Raw genomic sequence first — 17,788 nt, 5'->3', positions numbered from 1 at the left:
CAGGTCAGCGCCGTTCTTCAGCCAGTGCCTTCATCAGGTGCTCGGCCGGCACGACCGCGGTGATCAGGTCGTGCGGGTTGACCGCGAGCGGATGTCCGGCGAGCAGCCCGACGATGTCGCGGCCGAGCACCGCGCGGGCGTGCGGCCATTCGCGCGGCACCAGCGACTTCGCCGTGTACGCCGGGACCATGACTCGGCCGTCGGCGTTGTGGAAGCCGATCACCGTGCGCTGCACCGGGGACAGGGCGTAGACGAGCAGCGTCGAATCGAGGATGACGCGCGGCAGGTCTTCGGCGGGCCGGTGTTCGGTGCGGACCATCTGCAGCAGCCGCTCGAGTTCGTTGCGCGGCTCGGGAAAACCGAGCGCCTTCGGCGAGGGCCGGTACCGGTCGTTGGGGTGGAAGTCCTCGACGACCTCTCCGGTCCCGTTCACCGGATACGCGCCGACGACCGCCCAGGACGGCACCGGACCGCGCGCGTCGAAGGCCTCGTCGATGACATACAGCCAGCTGTTCGGGTTGGTCCGCGCGTTGGCCCGCATCTCGGGAGTGATCTCGGGTTTTCCTTGCGGCCCGCGGCGCGGATACGCGTTCCGGCGCGCGCGTTTGCCCGCCGGGGTCCGGGAAACCATCCGATCTGCCTCGTCCCGCTGCGCCATCGCCGTCCCTCGGTGCCGGGTGCCTGAAACTCCGTCCGCGGCCACTCTACTGTTGTCGCATGGCCTCTTCGCGTTCGGTCGATCCCGCTCAGTTACGAGCGGCGGTGCTGGCCGTTTCGGACTGGTTGCGCGGCGCCGGACCGGATCCGGCGCGCCCCGAACTGGCCGCGGCGGTGCGCGCGACACTGCGGACGCTCGCCCAGGACGCACCCGGGCACACCGTCGAGGTCCGGGTGCCGCCGTACGCCGCGGTGCAGTGCGTCGAAGGCCCGCGCCACACCCGCGGCACGCCGCCGAACGTGATCGAGACCGATCCGCGGACGTGGCTCGAACTGGCCACCGGTCTGCTGGACTGGGAGGACGCGCTCAGCGCCGCACGGGTATCCGCCTCGGGCAGCCGCGCGGACCTTTCGCACTGGCTTCCGGTCGTGCGGATCTGATTTTCCGCCGGAATTGTTCCCGCGGGTGTGTCTTCTGAGGCACACACTCCGTAGAATCCCCTGAACGCGGGCCTGTGCCACGCTGTCCGGGCAGTGCCTTGCGTGTACTTTGGGTAGTCGGATTTCGTACGAGCGGCAATGGAAGGGCCCTGGTCATGAACGCGGTAGGCGTGTCCGCCGGCGAGCAGAGCCTCGGCCCGACAGCGCGCCGGATGATCCTCGGCTCGCAGCTTCGCCGGTTGCGCGAGGAAGCCGGGATCACGCGCCAGCAGGCCGGTTACAACATCCGCGGTTCGGAATCCAAGATCTCCCGGCTGGAACTCGGCCGCGTCGGCTTCAAGGAACGCGACGTCGCCGACCTGCTCACCATGTACGGCGTCTCGGACGACGACGAGCGCAAAGCGTTCCTCGACATGGTCAAGCAGTCGAACGAAGCGGGCTGGTGGCGCAAGTTCGGGGAGACAGTGCCCGGATGGTTCACCGACCTCGTCGGTCTTGAGGAGGCGGCGTCCCGGATCCAGATCTGGGAGCCGCTGTTCGTGTCCGGCCTGCTGCAGATCGAGCCGTACGCGCGAGCGATCTTCAGCCACGGCCGCCCGGAGATGGCCGACGAACGCGTGGACCAGCTGGTAGCCCTGCGCATGCGGCGGCAGAAGATGCTGGCCCGCCCCGACGCGCCGCGGATCTGGGCGGTGCTCGACGAATCGGTGCTGTACCGGCCGATCGGCGGCCCCAAGGTATTCCGCCAGCAGCTGGAATACCTGCTAGAGGTCACCACGCTGCCGCACGTGGCGGTGCAGATCCTGCCGTACTGCCGAAGCGGTCTGTCGGCCGAGCACGCGTTCTCGCTGCTGCGCTTCGCCGAGGCGGAGCTGCCGAACATCGTCTACGTCGAGTACCTGACCGGCGCGCACTACCTGGACAAGCGCGACGAGATCGAGAAGTACGGCCGAGCGCTGGACCTGCTGGCTGTCGACGCCGAGACTCCCGAGCGCAGCCGGGCCCGCATCGCCAAGCGCAAGGCCGAGATCTAAGCGCTGTCTCTCTTCACCGCACCGAGCGCTCGGCTCCGGTGAAATTCTCCCCACCAAGAATTCCGCCCCAGCCATCCGGGCGAGCGATAGCCGAATGGAGAACGCCCGCCTCCATTCTCATCACCGAGCGTGCATAAGTCCGGAAGCCTGTTTCCACTGACCCGGTTCCCGGTCTTCTTCTCGCCCCTTCGGTCATCACGGTCAGTGTTCTTCATTCACCCGCTGCACCCAGCGGTAGCGAGTCACGAACGCGGTGCGTTATCAGGATGCCAATATCGTGACCCAAGGTAATATTTAGCCCGTTCGGGTAGTGCTCGAATCACCTGTCTGGGAACTTCTACTGAACCGTGTCGTCACGCAGTGAGAAATTTGCAGAAAATTCTGCACGTGCATTTACCGCTGCATGCGCGCGTGCTAGCGTCAAAGTCGCGGGCAGATGCACATGCAGATTCCTGAGCTTTTCATCGTCCTTCCCGGAAGGTGGCATCATGGCTGAGCGGTTCGAGAACGGTATTCCGGCCGACCGTCTGACCGGCGCCCAGTGGCGCAAGGCGAGCTACAGCGGCGCGGTAGGCAACTGTGTTGAAGTAGCCCCGCTGACCTCGGGCGAGATCGCGATGCGGAACTCGCGCTTCCCGGAGGGCCCCGCGCTCGTCTACACGCGCGCGGAGATGGCGGCCTTCCTCGCCGGCGCGAAGGACGGCGAATTCGACGATGTCCTCGGCTGAGAACAACGTCGTCGGACCCGCCTTCGACATCGAGCAAGGCCTGCAAAAACTGATCGACCGCGGCTACCGGTTCGTCCACCCGACGAACGGAAGCGGCGAAGTGCAGGCCGTCGTCGGAGTGCGAGTCCACGACAACCTGGTGGACGTCGTCCGTCTGAACGCGGAGGACGACGTCGAGGCCACGCGCATCCCTGGCAGCGAGCAGAACATCTTCGCCCCCGCGTCCACACTGTGGCGCTCGCGCGGCGAAGCAAGCCAGGTACTGGGCGAAGTACTAGCCCTCCCCGAGCGCCAACCGGCCTCCGCCGCAGCCTCCACCACAGGCTGCTGGGTCCCCGGCCGAGGCGGCCGCTCGAAGTGGCTAGCCGCTAGCTGATTCGCCCTCCTCTCCCCGCGCTTGTCCCCACCGGTGCCTCCCAGATTTCAGGCCCCGCACGAAGTGGCCCAATCCACTTCGTGCGGGGCCTGGCTCATTTCTGCCCCCCCTCGCGCCGCCGCACGTGGCCCGCCCACTGCCGTGAGGGCCACCTTCCCGGACTCTGAGTCCCTCAGGGTTCCCCTCACGACCCGCGCACGCCGTGAGGGACCCCTTCACGGACCTGGATTCCCTCAAGGGGCCCTTCACGGCCCGCCCGCTCACCGCCGCCGCTGCCGATGCGCCCCAATGTGGCGTTGGGTGCATGCCGCGAACCCCGACGCGCCCACGCGCTCCAGCCGCGCGCCCTAAACCGCAATCCCGCACCCCCAACTCAGCCATGCAGCCACTCCCGCCCCGCACCCCGATACGAAGCCAAAATGCGGTCTGAGGGTGGTTGTCAAGGCATCTTTCCCGCCTTGACAACCACCCTCAGACCGTCATCACAATCGGCTTCGGGGTGCCCACCCAGGAGAAGAACGGCAATGTCGCCGCCAGGCGACGAGCCGAATCCCGGAACGAGACCCCCGCTCCAAAACCAGATCACCGCTCCGCAACGACCTCCCCCGTAGTGGTCAGAACCACGCCGCAACCCCGATCCCCGACCGATCCACCCCTTACACTTGGACCTGGCCCGCCCGCGTCTTCCTGGGAGCTCCCCGGTGGTTTCCGACCCCTCCGCCAGTCCTGCTCGACCCGAAGATCAAGATCAACCCGATCCGGAACCCCGTGAGGAGTGCGGCGTCTTCGGCGTCTGGGCTCCCGGGGAAGAAGTCGCCAAGCTCACCTACTACGGCCTCTACGCCCTGCAGCACCGAGGGCAGGAGGCAGCGGGCATCTCCGTTTCGGACGGCTCGCAGATCGTCGTCTTCAAGGACCTCGGGCTCGTCAGCCAGGTCTTCGACGAGCAGGTCCTGCAGTCGCTGCAGGGCCACATCGCCGTCGGGCACTGCCGGTACTCCACGACCGGAGCCACGATCTGGGAGAACGCCCAGCCGATCTTCCGCACCACGGACACCGGCAGCGGCCTGTCCTTCGCGCACAACGGCAACCTGGTCAACACCGCCGAGCTGCGCGATCGCACTGTCGCCGCGGGGCTGAAGCCGCACGCCGGGCTCACCGGGTCTTCCAGCGACTCCGACCTGGTCTGCGGGCTGCTCGCCGCGAACGCCGCCGACAAGGGCATCGAGGCCGCCGCGCTCGAGCTGCTGCCCACCCTCAAGGGCGCGTTCTGCCTGGTCTTCGCCGACGAGAACACCCTGTACGCGGCCCGCGACCCGCACGGCGTGCACCCGCTGGTGCTCGGCCGGCTGGAGCGTGGCTGGGTCGTGGCGAGCGAGACCGCCGCGCTCGACATCTGCGGCGCGTCCTTCGTGCGCGAGGTCGAGCCGGGCGAGCTGATCGCCATCGACGCCGAGGGGCTGCGTTCGTCGCGGTTCGCGAACCCGGAGCCCAAGGGCTGCGTCTTCGAGTACGTCTACCTCGCGCGCCCGGACACGTCGATCGCCGGCCGCAGTGTGCACGCCACGCGCGTCGAGATCGGCCGCAAGCTGGCCGTCGAGCACCCGGTGGACGCCGACCTCGTGATGCCCGTGCCGGAGTCCGGCACCCCGGCCGCGATCGGGTACGCGCAGGGCTCCGGCCTTCCGTACGGCACCGGTCTGGTCAAGAACGCCTACGTCGGGCGCACCTTCATCCAGCCGTCGCAGACCATCCGGCAGCTCGGCATCCGGCTGAAGCTGAACCCGCTGCGCGACGTCATCCGCGGCAAGCGCCTGGTCGTGGTGGACGACTCGATCGTCCGCGGCAACACCCAGCGCGCGCTCGTGCGGATGCTGCGCGAGGCAGGCGCACTCGAGGTGCACGTGCGGATCGCGTCGCCGCCGGTGCGGTGGCCGTGCTTCTACGGCATCGACTTCGCCTCGCGCGCCGAACTCGTCGCCAACGGCGTCGACCTCGACGGCATCCGCCGGTCGATCGGAGCCGATTCGCTCGGCTACATTTCGCTGGACGGCCTGGTCGCGGCGTCGGAGCAGCCGAAGTCGCGGCTGTGCACGGCCTGCTTCTCCGGCGAGTACCCGATCGCGCTGCCCGAAGACGCGCTCATCGGCAAGCACCTGCTCGAAAGCATGGACGCCGCAGGTGGCGCGGCCGCTCCCGTCAGTGCGGCCGGGTACGGTGCCGAAGACGCCGTCCGGCGTCCGTGAACCAAGCATGTCCAGTAGGGAGTCCGCTTCCGTGAGCGAGTCCACGAGCGCCACGTACGCAGCCGCCGGGGTCAGCATCGACGCCGGTGACCAGGCCGTCGAGCTGCTCAAGCCACACGCCGAGCGAGCCACGAGGCCCGAGGTGCGCGGCGGGGTCGGCGGTTTCGCCGGGCTCTTCTCCCTCAAGCTCGACAAGTGGAAAGAGCCGATCCTCGCGTCGTCGACGGACGGCGTCGGCACCAAGATCGCGGTCGCGCAGGCGCTCGACAAGCACGACACGGTCGGCATCGACCTGGTCGCGATGGTGGTCGACGACCTCGTCGTCACCGGGGCCGAGCCGCTGTTCCTGCAGGACTACATCGCGGTCGGCAAGGTCGTGCCGGAGAAGATCGCGGCGCTGGTCGGCGGCATCGCCGAGGGCTGTGTTCAGGCTGGTTGCGCGCTGCTCGGCGGCGAGACGGCCGAGCACCCCGGCCTGATGGGCGAGCACGACTACGACCTGTCGGCCACCGGCGTCGGCGCGGTCGAGGCGTCCGCGCTGCTCTCGCCGGAGAAGGTCCGCCCCGGTGACGTCGTGATCGCGATGGGCTCGTCCGGCCTTCACTCCAACGGCTACTCGCTGGCCCGGCACGTGCTGCTGGACATCGCGCGGATGCCGCTGGACGGGCACGTCGAGGAGTTCGGCCGCACCCTCGGCGAGGAACTGCTCGAGCCCACCAAGATCTACGCGAAGGACTGCCTCGCGCTGGTCGCCGAGACCGAGGTGCGCACGTTCGCGCACATCACCGGCGGCGGCCTCGAGGCCAACCTCGCGCGCGTGATGCCGCGCGGCCTGGTCGCCAAGCTCGAACGCGGCACGTGGACGCCGGCTCCGGTGTTCGCGCTGATCGGGCAGCGCGGCAAGGTCGAGCGCGCGGAGCTGGAGAAGACGTTCAACATGGGCGTCGGCATGGTCGCGATCGTGTCGGCCGAGGACGTCGACCGGGCGCTGGCGGTGCTCACCGCGCGGCACGTGCCCGCGTGGATTCTCGGCGACGTCCAGCCCGCCGAAGACCCGGACGGCCCGCGCGCGGTGCTGTCCGGCGACCACCCGCGGTTCTGAAAGCCGCTTGCCACGTCTTGAGACACTGAAGACATGGCGGAGGACGTACGCGTCGGCGCCCGGTTCGTGATCCCGGGCGCCGAACTGCGAGAGCGGTTCTCCCGGTCCTCGGGACCGGGCGGACAGGGCGTGAACACGACGGACTCGCGCGTCGAGCTGTCGTTCGACGTCGCGAGCTCCGCCGTGATCCCGCCCGCGCTGAAGGAACGCATCACGGCCCGTTTGGGCACGCGTCTGGTCGACGGCGTGCTGACCATCGCGGCCAGCGAGTACCGCTCCCAGCTGATGAACCGCGACGCGGCCCGGGAGCGGTTGGCCGACGTGTTGACGAAGGCTTCCGCGCCGCCGCCTGCCAAACGGCGTCCGACCAAGCCTTCGCGAGGCTCGAAGGAACGCCGTTTGGCGGCGAAGAAGCGCCGCAGTGATGTGAAGCGTGGTCGCGGCGGCCGGTACGACGATTAGGTCAGCGACAGGTGCACGCACTCACCGGCGACTTGGTAGCCCGCGCGGCGGTACACGGTCCCGATGCCGACATCGCCTGGTGTGAGGAAAGCCGTCCGTGCGCCGCGTTCGTGGGCGAGGCGCGTTAGGTACGCGGTGATTGCCGCCGCGATGCCTTGGCCGCGGTACTCGGCCGCCACCGCGATGCCGACGATTTCTGTTGCACCGGAGACGATGTCCAGCGCGATTCCGCCGCCCACAATGGTTTCGCCGTGTTCGGCCAGGACGGTCAGGTAGTTGCGGTTGCGTTCGACATCAGCATCCGACACCTCCGGAGACTCGCCGAAGGCGACATTCTGCACGGACCGCAGGCGGCGGAATTCGTTGTCGGACAACGGTTCCCGAAGCTGAACGTGCTCCGGTGCGCCGCAATCGACGCGGTCTTCGGCAGTGCAGGTCATCACCGGCACGCGTCGTTCCAGCGTGAAGCCTGCGGTGACAAGGGATTTCTCGACGTCGGGAGCGGCGTCGGTGAAGAACTCCAGCCGCGGCAGGAGATTTCGTTGCTGGTAAGCGGAAATCAACAGAGCGATCTCAGCGGGCGTGGGTGCGGCGCTGTCATCGGGGATGGCGTAGTTCTCCATCGGATGCGAGCTGTCCTCGGCGAAAGTCGCCAGGAACGGGCCGATGCGCTCGGTGTCGCGGCCGATCGGTGCGGTCGCGCGGACGTAGGCCTGAAGGGCGGACATCTCTGGTGGAAGCCTTTCGAGAAAGAAGGAATGCAGCACAAGAACCGGGCAGGGCGAACCCCACGACCGGCGCGCAGGCCGAACAGCTCAGGCCACGCGGCCGGAGTGGGCCGTGGCGGAGCACATAGGCATTCCTTCGTCCGAAACGAACTTCCCGTTCATCGTCTCAGGCCGGGCAAGCGAATAAACGGGCTCAGCGAAGAGCGGCGCGCGCCTGGTCCACGATCCGAGCCAGGTGCACGCCCCGCCGGACATCGCAGGGATGCGTGGTCGTTCCGCACGACACCATCGCGGCGAAATCGTCCAGCAGCGCGGTGTACGCGTCGTTCGCCGTGCCGGTGCGGCCGAGGGTGCGGAAGCCGTGCTCGCCGAAGACCGAGTACTCGACCACCGTCGGCTGCACCGGCAGGCGCAGGCTGAGCGTCGCGGTGCTCGTGATGCCGCCTTCGTGTTCGAGCAGCAGTTGCCACAGGTCCTCGGGACCGCGGTGCGCGGCGAGGACGTCGGTGATCGGGCCGAGGGCGGCGTCGAGCAGGTCGAACGCGTGCGGGCCGATGTCGGCGAGCGCGCCGGCAGCCGGATCCTGCCGCCAGGCCGAGGTCGCGTACTTCCCGGCGAGCAATGCGCCGGACAGCCACCGCACGCTGCCGCCTCGCCAACCGCCAGCAGCGGTGACGCCGTCCAGCCAATCGCGCGTCTGCTGAGCGAACCGCAGCGTCAGCATCACCAGCGACGCGACGCCAGCGGACGTCACGGCGTCGGCGAGACGCTGCGCCGAGGCGAGGTCGGGGGCGATCGGCTTCTCGAGGATCAGGTGCTTGCCCGCCTCCGCGGCCCGGGTCGCCAGCTCGGCCTGCACGGTCGGCGGTACGGCGAACGCGAGCGCGTCGACCTGCTCGAACAGCTCGTCCAGATCGCTGGTCGGCACGGCGTCGTAGGCCTGCGCGAGCGCGGCGGCGGCCTCCGGCCGACGGCTCCACACGGCACTGAGCACGGTCCCTGGATGATCCGCGAGCCCGGGAGCGTGCACCGTGGTGGCCCACGGTCCGGTTCCTACGAGGCCGACGCGCAGCTGGTCCTGTCCCACGCCCGGAAGTGTAGGTGTGGCCGCGGTCGCTTCCAGCGGGGCCTGCGGTGCGTTAACGTCGACAAGTTCTTCGCCACGAACGGGGGAAGCCGGTGAGAATCCGGCGCTGGCCCGCAACCGTGAGCGGCCCCTCGAGGGACCGCGAGCCGGATCGCCCGTCGTGGTCCGATCGATGCGAGGTACATCTGACATGCGATTCGTGCACGCGCGGCACTGGGGGCGAGTCCTCGCCGGCTGCGCTCTTCTCGTCGCCACCGGTTTAGGCGGGGCGTCCTCCGCCTCCGCGACCACGCCCGGCAAGGGCGCCGACGGCTATTGCCAGGACGACAACGGCGTCACGGTAATCGTCGATTTCCAGGGGCTGGGCGGGGAAACCCTCATCCGGTGCGCGCCCGGCAAGCAGGAAAACGGCGTCACCGCCCTGCAGAACGCGGGTTTCGAACTCGCCGGCGCGGGCAAATACGGCCTGGCCGTGATGTGCAAGATCGAGGGCAAGCCCGCTGACCAAGCCTGCACCGGGATGCCGCCGGAGAAGGCGTCGTGGAGCTTCTGGACCGCCACCAACGGCGGCAAATGGGAGTCGGCGCAGGTCGGCGCACAGAGCTGGAAGCCGCCGGCCGGGGCGTTCGAGGGCTGGTCCTTCGCGATCGGCAAGTCCTACACCGAGTATCCGCCGCCGCGCACCGAGCCGGTGCGCAAGGCCGCCGCGCCTGCCCAAGCCCCGGCGTCCACTTCGGACAGTGGATTCCCGTGGGGCCTGGTGATCGGCATCGTGGTCGTCGTGCTGCTCGCGGTGGCCGGGACGGTCGTCGCGGTGCGTCGCAGGCGTGCCGCGGAGTAGTCCGCGGGCGCTCCATCCCGGCGCGTGGTGGGTGTGGGCGCTCGCGCTCGCCGTCGCCGCGAGCCGGACCACGAACCCGGTTCTGCTCGCGCTCGTGATCGCGGTCGCCGGGTTCGTCGTGGTGCTCCGCCGCGGCGACGCGCCGTGGGCGCTGGCGTTCCGGATGTACGCCTGGATCGCCGGGGTGATCCTGGCGTCGCGCGTGCTGTTCCGGATCCTGATCGGCGGCGAGGACGGCGGCCACATCCTGTTCACGCTGCCGACCATCCCGCTGCCGAGCGTCGCCGCCGGCATTCAGCTCCTCGGCCCTACTTCGGCCGAGGAGCTGCTCGGCGGGCTGTACGACGGGCTCCGGCTGGCCACGATCGTGCTCTGCATCGGGGCCGCGAACGCGCTGGCGAACCCGAAACGCCTGCTCAAAGCCGTACCCGGCGCGCTGTATGAGGTTGGTACCGCGGTCACGGTCGCGTTGTCCGTCGCGCCGCAATTGGTCGAGAGCGTGCAACGGGTGCGCCGCGCGCGTCGGCTGCGTTCCGGCAAGACGCGCGGCCTTCGGTTCGTGAAGGGGATTTTCGTGCCCGTGCTCGCCGACGCCATGGACCGATCGCTGCAGCTCGCGTCGGCGATGGATTCCCGCGGCTACGGACGGCGCGCGTATCTCTCGCCACGCGTCCGGATCCTGATCGCGACCTGCGTGCTGGCCGGGCTGGTCGGCGTCGCGGTGGGGGTTTACGGCGTGCTCGACGGGTCCGCTTCGTGGCTCGGCGTGCCGATGCTCATCGCCGGTCTGGTGCTCGCCACCGCCGGATTCGTGCTGGGCGGACGGCAGATCCGGCGAACGACCTACCGGCCCGATCCGTGGCGGCTGCCGGAGACGCTGGTCGCGCTGTGCGGCGTCACGACCGCGGTGCTCGTGCTGATTGCCGACCCGGTGTCGCTCACCACCCCGGCCAGCCCGCTGACCTGGCCGGAGCTGCCGCTGCTGCCGACCGTCGCGGTGCTGATCAGTGTGCTGCCCGCTTGGTTCGCGCCGCGTCCGGCGCTGGTGTCGGAGGTCGCCCGATGATCGAGTTCTCGCACGTCAGCGTCACCTACGACGGGGCGGACCGGCCGGTGCTCCGGGACGTCGACCTCGTGATCGAGGAAGGCGAGCTCTGCCTGGTCGCCGGGCGTACCGGTGTCGGCAAGTCGACATTTCTCGGGGCGATCAACGGTCTCGTCCCGCATTTCACCGGCGGCAAGCTGGCTGGACGCGTCGCGGTCGCCGGGCTCGACACCGCGACGCATCCGCCGCGCGAACTGGCGTCGGTGGTCGGCGTGGTCGGGCAGGATCCGCTGGCCGGATTCGTCACCGACACCGTCGAGGAAGAACTGGCTTACGCGATGGAGCAGCTCGCTGTCGCGCCGGACGTGATGCGCAAACGCGTCGAGGAAACCCTTGACCTGCTGGGCATCGCCGAACTCCGCGACCGTCCACTTCGGACGCTCTCCGGCGGGCAGCAGCAACGCGTCGCGATCGGCGCGGTGCTCACGGCGCATCCGAGCGTGCTGGTGCTGGACGAACCGACATCGGCGCTCGACCCGACCGCGGCCGAGGAGGTGCTGGCCGCGATCACGCGGCTGGTGCACGACTTGGGCACGACGGTTGTCGTCGCCGAGCACCGGATGGAACGCGTCGCGCAGTACGCCGACCGCCTGCTCTACCTGCCCGGCGACGGCACCGTGGTGTCCGGTCCGCCGGCGGAGGTTTTCGCCGAGACCGATGTCGCGCCGCCCATCGTGGAGCTGGGACGACTCGCGGGCTGGTCGCCGCTGCCCCTCTCGGTCCGCGACGCCCGACGGCTCGCCAGTCCGCTCAGGGAACGCCTCGCCGAGCGTCTGCCGGCTCAGGCGGCACAAAGCTCTGGCGAAGCGGTCCTCACCGCGAGAGGTGTGCGGGTTCGGTACGGCGGCGTGAACGCGGTGCGCGGCGTTGACCTGCGGCTGGATCGCGGCGAGGTTGTCGCGCTGATGGGCCGGAACGGCTCGGGCAAATCTTCGCTGCTGTGGGCGTTGCAGGGCAGCGGACCCCGATCCGACGGCACGGTCGACGTCGAAGGCGCGGACCCGAAGACGCTCCGCTCGCGCGCTGCCCGCACCCGCGTCGGCCTGGTTCCGCAGACCCCGTCTGACCTGCTGTATCTCGACTCAGTCGGCGCGGAATGCCGACAGGCCGACGTCGAATCGGACGTCACACCAGGCACCGCGCGGAAGCTGCTCGACCGCCTCGTGCCCGGCATCGAAGACGACACCAACCCGCGAGACCTGTCCGAAGGCCAGCGACTCGCCTTGGTCCTCGCCGTGCAACTCGCCGCCGCCCCGCCGGTCGTGCTGCTGGACGAGCCGACCCGCGGCCTCGACTACCCGGCGAAACGGCACTTCGCGACCATCCTCGCCGACCTGGCCGCCGAGGGGCACGCGGTGCTGCTGGCCACCCACGATGTCGAGTTCGTCGCCTCCGCCGCGCACCGCGTCGTGGTCCTGGCCGAGGGCGAAGTGGTCGCCGACGGCCCGACCGCGGACGTCGTTGTGGCCTCGCCCGCCTTCGCGCCGCAGGTGGCGAAGATCCTCGCGCCGGAGCCGTGGCTGACCGTGGACGCGGTGGCGAAGGCGTTGGCGTGACCGATTTCCTTGGCCCCGCCGTCCGCATCCGGCACCGCACGGCGCTGGTGCTGACGGCCGCCGTCGTGGTCGGCCTGGCGATGTTCTGCTGGCCGTTGCTCGCCCGCAGCACCGTCGGGACCTCCGCACACGTGACCGACGCGCCGTTCGTTTTTCTCGTGACACTCCCGGTGCTGATCCTGATCGTGCTGGCCGAGCTGTCCAGCGGCGGACTCGACGCGAAGGCGCTCGCGCTGCTCGGCGTGCTGTCCGCGGTGAACGCCGCGCTGCGTCCGCTGGGCGCTGGCACCGGCGGGATCGAGCTGGTGTTCTTCCTGCTCGTGCTGGCCGGGCGGGTCTTCGGGCCAGGCTTCGGGTTCGTCCTCGGCTCGACGTCGCTGTTCGCGTCCGCGCTGCTCACCGGCGGGGTCGGGCCGTGGCTGCCGTTCCAGATGCTGGCGTCGTCGCTGGTCGGCCTGGGTGCCGGGCTGCTGCCGCGCCGGGTGAAGGGCCGGTGGGAGATCGCGATGCTGGCGGTCTACGGCGTGGTTGCCGCCTACTTCTACGGCCTCGCGATGAGCCTCTTCACCTGGCCGTTCCTGGCGAGCCACACCGCGCTGGACTTCGTCCCGGGCGGCCCGCTCGGCGAAAACCTGCACCGGTTCCTGGTCTTCACCGTGCTGACGTCCACTTTGGGCTGGGACACCGGCCGCGCGCTCACGAATCTGGTCGCGATCCTCGTGCTGGGCCCGGCGATCCTGACGGTGCTGCGCCGGGCCGCACGACGAGCCGCGTTCAGCTGAGCGACTGGCCGACCTTGTCCAGCACCTCGACGAACTGAGCCATGCCGGCCGCGTTCGGGAAGTGCGACGTGTCGATGTCGTGCACCTCGAACTGCGTGCCGGGCGTGCGTGCGTCGGCCTCGGCGATCATCCGGTCCTGCAGGGCGAGCGGCACCAGGCGGTCTTGGAGATGCCGGACGTAGAAGCGCGGGACGCGCCCCCACCGCTCCGGCGTGCCGCGCGAATCGGTCGAGCTGCGGCCGATGATGTCGTCCGGGGCCATCGCGTTGAGCAAGGCGTAGAACTCGCCGTCGGTGGCGTCCGCGCAAAGAGCCGCCTTCGCCGCCGTCAACGCCTCCGCCGACGAAGACCGCCAGTTGAACCGCATCGCACCGATCACCGCCGGATCGGCCGCGATGAACCCGAGCATCGCCCCGACCTGCGACGACGCGGCTTCGGGCGTCGCCAAGTACTCCTCCGGCGTCGGCAGATCGACACAGCAGAACGCGGCGTCGTAGACCAGCGCCGACACCAGATCCGGGACCTCTTCGGCGACGAGCGTGACCAGCGCGCCGCCGATGCTCGACCCGACCAGCACGACCGGACCCAGCGTGGCGGCGCGGCGGACGACGTCCACAGTGGTCGCGACCTGGTCGGCCACGGTCACGCCGGCCAGCGCCGACGGTTCCGTGGCGAACGCGCCGAGAGCCTGCGGAGCCTGGTACGACAGCCGAAACTGCTGCTCCGGCTGCGGCACCCCCACCCCGCGATACCCGCGCAGCACGAGTTCCGGCGGGGCGGCGGACACGCCGTTGGCACCGGCGGCGAAGACGAACGTCGAAGTCATGCCGCACAGTCAAGCGACCCGCCCGGCCCAGCACAGCGGGGAAAAGTGGATCAGGCCCGCAACTAAAGTCAGGAGTAGGAGTAGAACCCGCGGCCGGTCTTCTTGCCGAGCAGCCCGGCGTCGACCATGCGCAGCAGCAGCGGCGGCGACGAGTACAGCGGCTCTTTGAACTCCGCGTACATCGAGTCCGCGATCGCCTTGATGGTGTCGAGGCCGATCAGGTCGGACAGCCGCAGCGGACCCATCGGATGCGCCGTGCCCAGCTCCATGCCGCGGTCGATGTCCTCGGCCGAGGCGAAGCCCGATTCGATCATCCGGATCGCCGACAGCAGGTACGGCACCAGCAGTGAGTTCACGATGAACCCGGCCCGGTCCTGCGACCGGATCACCGTCTTGCCCAGCGCGCCGGTGGCGTGCTCCTCGGCCCGGCGGGCGGTCTCCTCGCTGGTCAGCAGCGACGGGACCAGCTCGACCAGCGGCAGCACCGGCACCGGGTTGAAGAAGTGGATGCCGACGACCTGCTGCGGACGGCCGGTGGCCATGCCGAGCTTCATGATCGGGATCGACGAGGTGTTGGACGCGAACACCGCGTCCTCGCGCTCGACGATTTTGTCCAGCTGCCGGAACACGTCGACCTTGGCCTGCTCCTGTTCCAGGATGGCCTCGACGACGAGATCGCGGTCGGCGAACTCGGCGATGTCCGTGGTGAAGCGAAGCCGCCCGAGCGCCGCTTCGGCGTCCTCGGCGGCCAGCTTGCCGTTGCGGACGCCGCGTTGCAGCGACTTCTCGATGCGCGCCTTGCCCGCGTCGAGAGCGGGCTGGTTCACCTCGGTGACCAGCACGTCCAACCCGGACCTGGCGTGCACCTCGGCGATGCCGGAGCCCATCAGCCCTGCTCCGACCACACCTACTCGTGCGATGTCGCTCACCCGTCCAACTCCTTCGTCACCTCGCCGACAGCAAGAAAACGGGCAGCACACAACGCACGAGGGCGTCTCGGACCTCAGTCCGATTCCGCCCTCGCGTGTCGTGTGCCTGCGTCAACGGCGGTACTCGTCGTACCCGTCGTCGTACGGGTCCTCGTACCGCTTGTCGTCCTCGTGGTTGTCCGAGGAACTACTCGACAGCTCGCGCTGCAAAGCATCGAAATCGGTGTCGTGGGAGCTGTACTTGAGCTCGCGCGCCACCTTCGTCTGCTTGGCCTTAGCCCGGCCGCGCCCCATGGCTCGACCCCCTCGCACAGGGGCGGGGCGGCCGGGGGAATCGGCGGCCCCGCATCGTCTCGACAGTTCTTTCCTGCTGACACCGTACCGTGTCCCGGGGGTTGGATGCGACGTGGCACGGTGTGCTCGTCGCGACAGTGTCCGCCGGACGCCGGTTACCGGCACGTCGATGCCGATCGGCCCTGGTCGGCGTGCCACGATGCTCGGGTGCTCCGACCCTTCGTGGCCTATCTGCGGGTGTACGAACCTCTGCGCGCGCTGGGCGATCCCCCCGCGCAACAGCTGGTCGAGGCCGTTTCCGCGGGCGGGCTCAGCCGGGTCGGGATCGGCGAACGCGAACAGTGGATGTGGCTCAAGTCACAGGCGGCCGCGCCGGTGCGTTTGCTGCCCGCGCAGCTGCGCGACGGACGCCCCTCGCCGAGTCTCGTCAACGACGTGCTCGTGCTGGATCCGGCCGACGTCCCCGCCGGCCACTCGGCCGAAGGCCCGTTCGCGTGCCCGCTCGAAGTGCGCGCCCGCTCGGCCGCCGCGTTGAGCACCTTCCTCGCCGACGCCGAGCCGGCGTTGCGGATCGCGGTCCTCGACTCCGGCGGCGTCACCGCGGATCGCGCCCGCGCCCAGACCAAGGCCGCGATGACCGACCTCACCGCCACCGCCGCGCACACCCTCACCACCACCTGGACCGTCCCGCTGCCGTGGTTTTCACTGGTCGACCCGGACGAGCGCAAGCTCGTGCTCGGCAGCGGCCCGGGCGACCCGACGCGGGAGGCGTCCTGGCGCACCCCGATGTCCGAGGCGCTGCGGCGGGCGTCCGAAGCGGGCGAGCTGATCGAGACGACCTTCGGCGACTCCGGCCCCGGCCGGGTGCTCTCGCAGACCCGCCAGTGGCTGGAGAGCTTCGACGCGGACTCGGTCGTCGAGCTGGATTACGGCGGTCTCGTGCAGCTATTCGCCGATTCGCTGCTGGACGCCGACTCCACCGCGGAGGAGGTCCACGACATCCTCGACGCGCTGCGCACCGGGAACGTCGAGGAGCTGGCCGAGCTGTTTTCGCAGCTGCGCGAGTTCTGGGGCGACCTCGCGGCTAAGGAGCACTCCAACTGACCCGCAGCTCGCCTACCGGTTGACCACCGCCGAGCACCGGCGGATGGACCAGGTCGGCCAGTTCTTCCGGCGCCTCGATGCCGAGCCGAGCGAGGACGGCCATGGCCAGCGGAGCCAAGGCTCGCTTGCTGCCGTCCGCGATCTTGATCGCGCACGCGGTGCCGTCGCCGAGCGTGAACGCCAGGACGCCCTCCGCGCCGCTCTTCGACAGCAGCCCGGGCACGGCCTGCATCAGCCGGGTGTCTTCGCGGCCGGTGCCCGCGACCAGCCACGGGTGCCCGCGCATCGCGTCGGCCACCCGGCGTTCGTCGGTGCCCGGCTCGGCCTGAACAAGGCGGCCGAACGACCGGGCGAGGCCGGTCGGCGAGAACGCGAACAGCGGCGCGCTGCAGCCGTCGACCCCGACCGCGGCGATGGATTCGCCGGTCAGCTCCTCGACCGTCTTCGCGAGCTGGACCTGTAGTTGGTGGCCTGGCCTCTGGTAGTCCTCGATGTCCCAGCCGTTCGCGACGCAGGTGGCGAGCATCGCCGCGTGCTTGCCGGAGCAGTTCATCGTGATCTTCCGCGGCTCGTCGGCCGCGCGCCGGGCGTCCTCGCCGATCGGCAGCTCGGCCGGGCAGGCCAGCGCCGAGGGATCGAGCCCGGCCGCGGACAGCATCGCGGCGACGCGCTCGAGATGTCCGGTTTCGCCGGAATGCGAGGCGCAGCCCAGCGCCAGGTCCGCGCCGTCGTAACCGAGCCCGGCGCGGAGCATCCCGACGCCCTGCAGCGGCTTGTTCGCCGACCGGGGGAAGAACGGGCTGGTCACATCGCCCGCGGAGAACTGGACGGAGCCGTCCGGCGCGGTCACGACGAGGCATCCGTGGTGGACGCTCTCGACGAACCCGTTCCGGACGACCTCGACGAGAATCGGCTGGCCGGTCATTCCTCGACGCGCCCCAGTTCGCTGTCCAGCAGCTGGTCCACAGTGGCCGCTCCGCTGCTGTAGCGCGCGGCGATCTCGGCGTTGAGCGTGTCCATCACGCCTTGGACCTGGCGGCGAAAGGAGGACACAGACGCTTCCTCGGCCGCGTACGTGTCCAGCGCGGCGGCGAGCTTGTCGTCGGTGAGCGAGCCGACGTCGGTGAGCCCGGTGTCGCCGATCAGTGCCTCAGCGTGCCTGCGGTGCTCGCCCGCGCGGGACGGTTCGAGCTGCTGGTGGCGGCCCGAACCGGCGGCGGGGCCGAGCGCGTTGTCGGCGAGGATCGACGCGAGCCGGTCGACGATGCTGGCTTCCCCGCCGGACGAACGGCGCTCCTGTTCCGCGCGCACGATGTCGATGCGGGCGTGCAGGAGCCGGCGCAGGTAGGACAGGTCTGTCTCTTCCTGCGCGGCCTCGTCGCGCCGCTCGCGCAGCACCGGGAGCGGCAAGTCGCCTAATCCGGTGAGATATCCCGGGCCGAGGACGCGGTCGATCCGTCGCCGCCCGCCGGGACGCACTTCGATCACGG

At 69.8% G+C, this 17,788-nt stretch carries 20 protein-coding genes and 1 riboswitch; of the genes, 12 read left to right on the top strand and 8 right to left on the bottom strand.

Annotated features, from left to right (window positions below; all coding sequences use genetic code 11):
* Positions 1 to 4 precede the first annotated feature (4 nt).
* A complete protein-coding gene (locus ACFXI3_RS11465) occupies positions 5 to 658 on the bottom strand; it encodes a type VII secretion system-associated protein (RefSeq protein WP_344266251.1) in 654 nt (217 codons plus the stop codon).
* A 59-nt stretch (positions 659 to 717) separates the two neighbouring features.
* Between ACFXI3_RS11465 and ACFXI3_RS11460 the strand changes: the two genes are divergently transcribed.
* From ACFXI3_RS11460 to arfB, 7 genes are all read left to right on the top strand, one after another.
* Positions 718 to 1,098, top strand: a complete 381-nt coding sequence (locus ACFXI3_RS11460; RefSeq protein WP_378399455.1) for a sterol carrier family protein — start codon at positions 718 to 720, stop codon at positions 1,096 to 1,098.
* A 155-nt stretch (positions 1,099 to 1,253) separates the two neighbouring features.
* On the top strand, positions 1,254 to 2,132 hold the full coding sequence (locus tag ACFXI3_RS11455; protein ID WP_378399454.1) for a helix-turn-helix domain-containing protein: 879 nt from the start codon (positions 1,254 to 1,256) through the stop codon (positions 2,130 to 2,132).
* Positions 2,133 to 2,620: 488 nt separating this feature from the next.
* Positions 2,621 to 2,860: a DUF397 domain-containing protein gene (locus tag ACFXI3_RS11450; protein ID WP_020664000.1), complete on the top strand. Its 240-nt coding sequence runs from the start codon at positions 2,621 to 2,623 to the stop codon at positions 2,858 to 2,860.
* Positions 2,847 to 3,236 carry a hypothetical protein gene (locus ACFXI3_RS11445; RefSeq protein WP_378399453.1) on the top strand — a complete coding sequence of 130 codons (390 nt, stop codon included), beginning with the start codon at positions 2,847 to 2,849 and terminating at the stop codon, positions 3,234 to 3,236. The genes ACFXI3_RS11450 and ACFXI3_RS11445 overlap by 14 nt, the downstream gene beginning before the upstream one ends.
* Before the next feature lie 701 nt (positions 3,237 to 3,937).
* Positions 3,938 to 5,482, top strand: coding sequence for an amidophosphoribosyltransferase (gene purF, locus ACFXI3_RS11440; RefSeq protein ID WP_344266235.1), 1,545 nt, complete (start codon positions 3,938 to 3,940; stop codon positions 5,480 to 5,482).
* A 31-nt stretch (positions 5,483 to 5,513) separates the two neighbouring features.
* Entirely contained in the window at positions 5,514 to 6,584 is a 1,071-nt protein-coding gene (gene purM, locus ACFXI3_RS11435; protein WP_182892735.1) for a phosphoribosylformylglycinamidine cyclo-ligase, read from the top strand.
* A gap of 33 nt (positions 6,585 to 6,617) precedes the next feature.
* A complete protein-coding gene (gene arfB / locus ACFXI3_RS11430) occupies positions 6,618 to 7,046 on the top strand; it encodes an alternative ribosome rescue aminoacyl-tRNA hydrolase ArfB (RefSeq protein ID WP_370933219.1) in 429 nt (142 codons plus the stop codon).
* Here the strand turns inward: arfB and ACFXI3_RS11425 are convergent.
* Both ACFXI3_RS11425 and ACFXI3_RS11420 read right to left on the bottom strand, forming a co-directional pair.
* Entirely contained in the window at positions 7,043 to 7,774 is a 732-nt protein-coding gene (locus ACFXI3_RS11425) for a GNAT family N-acetyltransferase (RefSeq protein WP_378399452.1), read from the bottom strand. The two genes, arfB and ACFXI3_RS11425, sit on opposite strands and share 4 nt — an antisense overlap.
* 193 nt (positions 7,775 to 7,967) lie before the next feature.
* Complete coding sequence (locus tag ACFXI3_RS11420; RefSeq protein ID WP_378399451.1) at positions 7,968 to 8,861, bottom strand: Gfo/Idh/MocA family protein; 894 nt, start codon at positions 8,859 to 8,861, stop codon at positions 7,968 to 7,970.
* A gap of 28 nt (positions 8,862 to 8,889) precedes the next feature.
* Positions 8,890 to 9,039, top strand: a riboswitch (cobalamin riboswitch).
* A gap of 12 nt (positions 9,040 to 9,051) precedes the next feature.
* Between ACFXI3_RS11420 and ACFXI3_RS11415 the strand changes: the two genes are divergently transcribed.
* The 4 genes from ACFXI3_RS11415 to ACFXI3_RS11400 are packed head-to-tail and all read left to right on the top strand — an operon-like array spanning position 9,052 to position 13,145.
* Positions 9,052 to 9,702, top strand: a complete 651-nt coding sequence (locus ACFXI3_RS11415) for a hypothetical protein (protein ID WP_344266220.1) — start codon at positions 9,052 to 9,054, stop codon at positions 9,700 to 9,702.
* Positions 9,689 to 10,768, top strand: a complete 1,080-nt coding sequence (locus ACFXI3_RS11410) for a CbiQ family ECF transporter T component (RefSeq protein WP_378399450.1) — start codon at positions 9,689 to 9,691, stop codon at positions 10,766 to 10,768. The genes ACFXI3_RS11415 and ACFXI3_RS11410 overlap by 14 nt, the downstream gene beginning before the upstream one ends.
* Positions 10,765 to 12,363: an ABC transporter ATP-binding protein gene (locus ACFXI3_RS11405; protein ID WP_378399449.1), complete on the top strand. Its 1,599-nt coding sequence runs from the start codon at positions 10,765 to 10,767 to the stop codon at positions 12,361 to 12,363. Before ACFXI3_RS11410 ends, ACFXI3_RS11405 begins: the two co-directional genes overlap by 4 nt.
* On the top strand, positions 12,360 to 13,145 hold the full coding sequence (locus ACFXI3_RS11400; RefSeq protein WP_378399448.1) for an ECF transporter S component: 786 nt from the start codon (positions 12,360 to 12,362) through the stop codon (positions 13,143 to 13,145). The genes ACFXI3_RS11405 and ACFXI3_RS11400 overlap by 4 nt, the downstream gene beginning before the upstream one ends.
* Here ACFXI3_RS11400 and ACFXI3_RS11395 read toward each other — a convergent pair.
* From ACFXI3_RS11395 to ACFXI3_RS11385, 3 genes are all read right to left on the bottom strand, one after another.
* Entirely contained in the window at positions 13,138 to 13,971 is an 834-nt protein-coding gene (locus ACFXI3_RS11395) for an alpha/beta fold hydrolase (protein WP_378399447.1), read from the bottom strand. The two genes, ACFXI3_RS11400 and ACFXI3_RS11395, sit on opposite strands and share 8 nt — an antisense overlap.
* A gap of 68 nt (positions 13,972 to 14,039) precedes the next feature.
* Entirely contained in the window at positions 14,040 to 14,900 is an 861-nt protein-coding gene (locus ACFXI3_RS11390; RefSeq protein ID WP_344266205.1) for a 3-hydroxybutyryl-CoA dehydrogenase, read from the bottom strand.
* A 111-nt stretch (positions 14,901 to 15,011) separates the two neighbouring features.
* Positions 15,012 to 15,194: a DUF3073 domain-containing protein gene (locus tag ACFXI3_RS11385; RefSeq protein ID WP_037353984.1), complete on the bottom strand. Its 183-nt coding sequence runs from the start codon at positions 15,192 to 15,194 to the stop codon at positions 15,012 to 15,014.
* Between the two features lie 207 nt (positions 15,195 to 15,401).
* On the opposite strand from ACFXI3_RS11385, the gene ACFXI3_RS11380 reads away from it, so the two are divergent.
* Positions 15,402 to 16,298, top strand: coding sequence for a hypothetical protein (locus ACFXI3_RS11380; protein WP_344266198.1), 897 nt, complete (start codon positions 15,402 to 15,404; stop codon positions 16,296 to 16,298).
* Here ACFXI3_RS11380 and ACFXI3_RS11375 read toward each other — a convergent pair.
* Both ACFXI3_RS11375 and ACFXI3_RS11370 read right to left on the bottom strand, forming a co-directional pair.
* Positions 16,279 to 17,223, bottom strand: a complete 945-nt coding sequence (locus tag ACFXI3_RS11375) for an asparaginase (protein WP_378399446.1) — start codon at positions 17,221 to 17,223, stop codon at positions 16,279 to 16,281. The two genes, ACFXI3_RS11380 and ACFXI3_RS11375, sit on opposite strands and share 20 nt — an antisense overlap.
* Positions 17,220 to 17,786 (bottom strand): aerial mycelium formation protein, encoded by a 567-nt coding sequence (locus tag ACFXI3_RS11370; protein WP_344266192.1) that lies wholly within the window; start codon positions 17,784 to 17,786, stop codon positions 17,220 to 17,222. The genes ACFXI3_RS11375 and ACFXI3_RS11370 overlap by 4 nt, the downstream gene beginning before the upstream one ends.
* Between the last annotated feature and the right edge of the window lie 2 nt (positions 17,787 to 17,788).

Source organism: Amycolatopsis sp. NPDC059235 (assembly GCF_042754125.1).
GTDB classification, from domain to species: Bacteria; Actinomycetota; Actinomycetes; order Mycobacteriales; family Pseudonocardiaceae; genus Amycolatopsis; species Amycolatopsis albidoflava.
The sequence above is the reverse complement of the archived record's forward strand: the minus strand, read 5'-3'. Positions and strand labels throughout refer to the sequence as shown.

Bases quoted from the DNA above. Each gene is read 5' to 3' on its own strand.
- ACFXI3_RS11465 (WP_344266251.1), bottom strand. From the start codon at position 658: ATGGCGCAGCGGGACGAGGCAGATCGGATGGTTTCCCGGACCCCGGCG.
- ACFXI3_RS11460 (WP_378399455.1), top strand. From the start codon at position 718: ATGGCCTCTTCGCGTTCGGTCGATCCCGCTCAGTTACGAGCGGCGGTG.
- ACFXI3_RS11455 (WP_378399454.1), top strand. From the start codon at position 1,254: ATGAACGCGGTAGGCGTGTCCGCCGGCGAGCAGAGCCTCGGCCCGACA.
- ACFXI3_RS11450 (WP_020664000.1), top strand. From the start codon at position 2,621: ATGGCTGAGCGGTTCGAGAACGGTATTCCGGCCGACCGTCTGACCGGC.
- ACFXI3_RS11445 (WP_378399453.1), top strand. From the start codon at position 2,847: ATGTCCTCGGCTGAGAACAACGTCGTCGGACCCGCCTTCGACATCGAG.
- arfB (WP_370933219.1), top strand. From the start codon at position 6,618: ATGGCGGAGGACGTACGCGTCGGCGCCCGGTTCGTGATCCCGGGCGCC.
- ACFXI3_RS11425 (WP_378399452.1), bottom strand. From the start codon at position 7,774: ATGTCCGCCCTTCAGGCCTACGTCCGCGCGACCGCACCGATCGGCCGC.
- ACFXI3_RS11415 (WP_344266220.1), top strand. From the start codon at position 9,052: ATGCGATTCGTGCACGCGCGGCACTGGGGGCGAGTCCTCGCCGGCTGC.
- ACFXI3_RS11405 (WP_378399449.1), top strand. From the start codon at position 10,765: ATGATCGAGTTCTCGCACGTCAGCGTCACCTACGACGGGGCGGACCGG.
- ACFXI3_RS11395 (WP_378399447.1), bottom strand. From the start codon at position 13,971: ATGACTTCGACGTTCGTCTTCGCCGCCGGTGCCAACGGCGTGTCCGCC.
- ACFXI3_RS11385 (WP_037353984.1), bottom strand. From the start codon at position 15,194: ATGGGGCGCGGCCGGGCTAAGGCCAAGCAGACGAAGGTGGCGCGCGAG.
- ACFXI3_RS11375 (WP_378399446.1), bottom strand. From the start codon at position 17,223: ATGACCGGCCAGCCGATTCTCGTCGAGGTCGTCCGGAACGGGTTCGTC.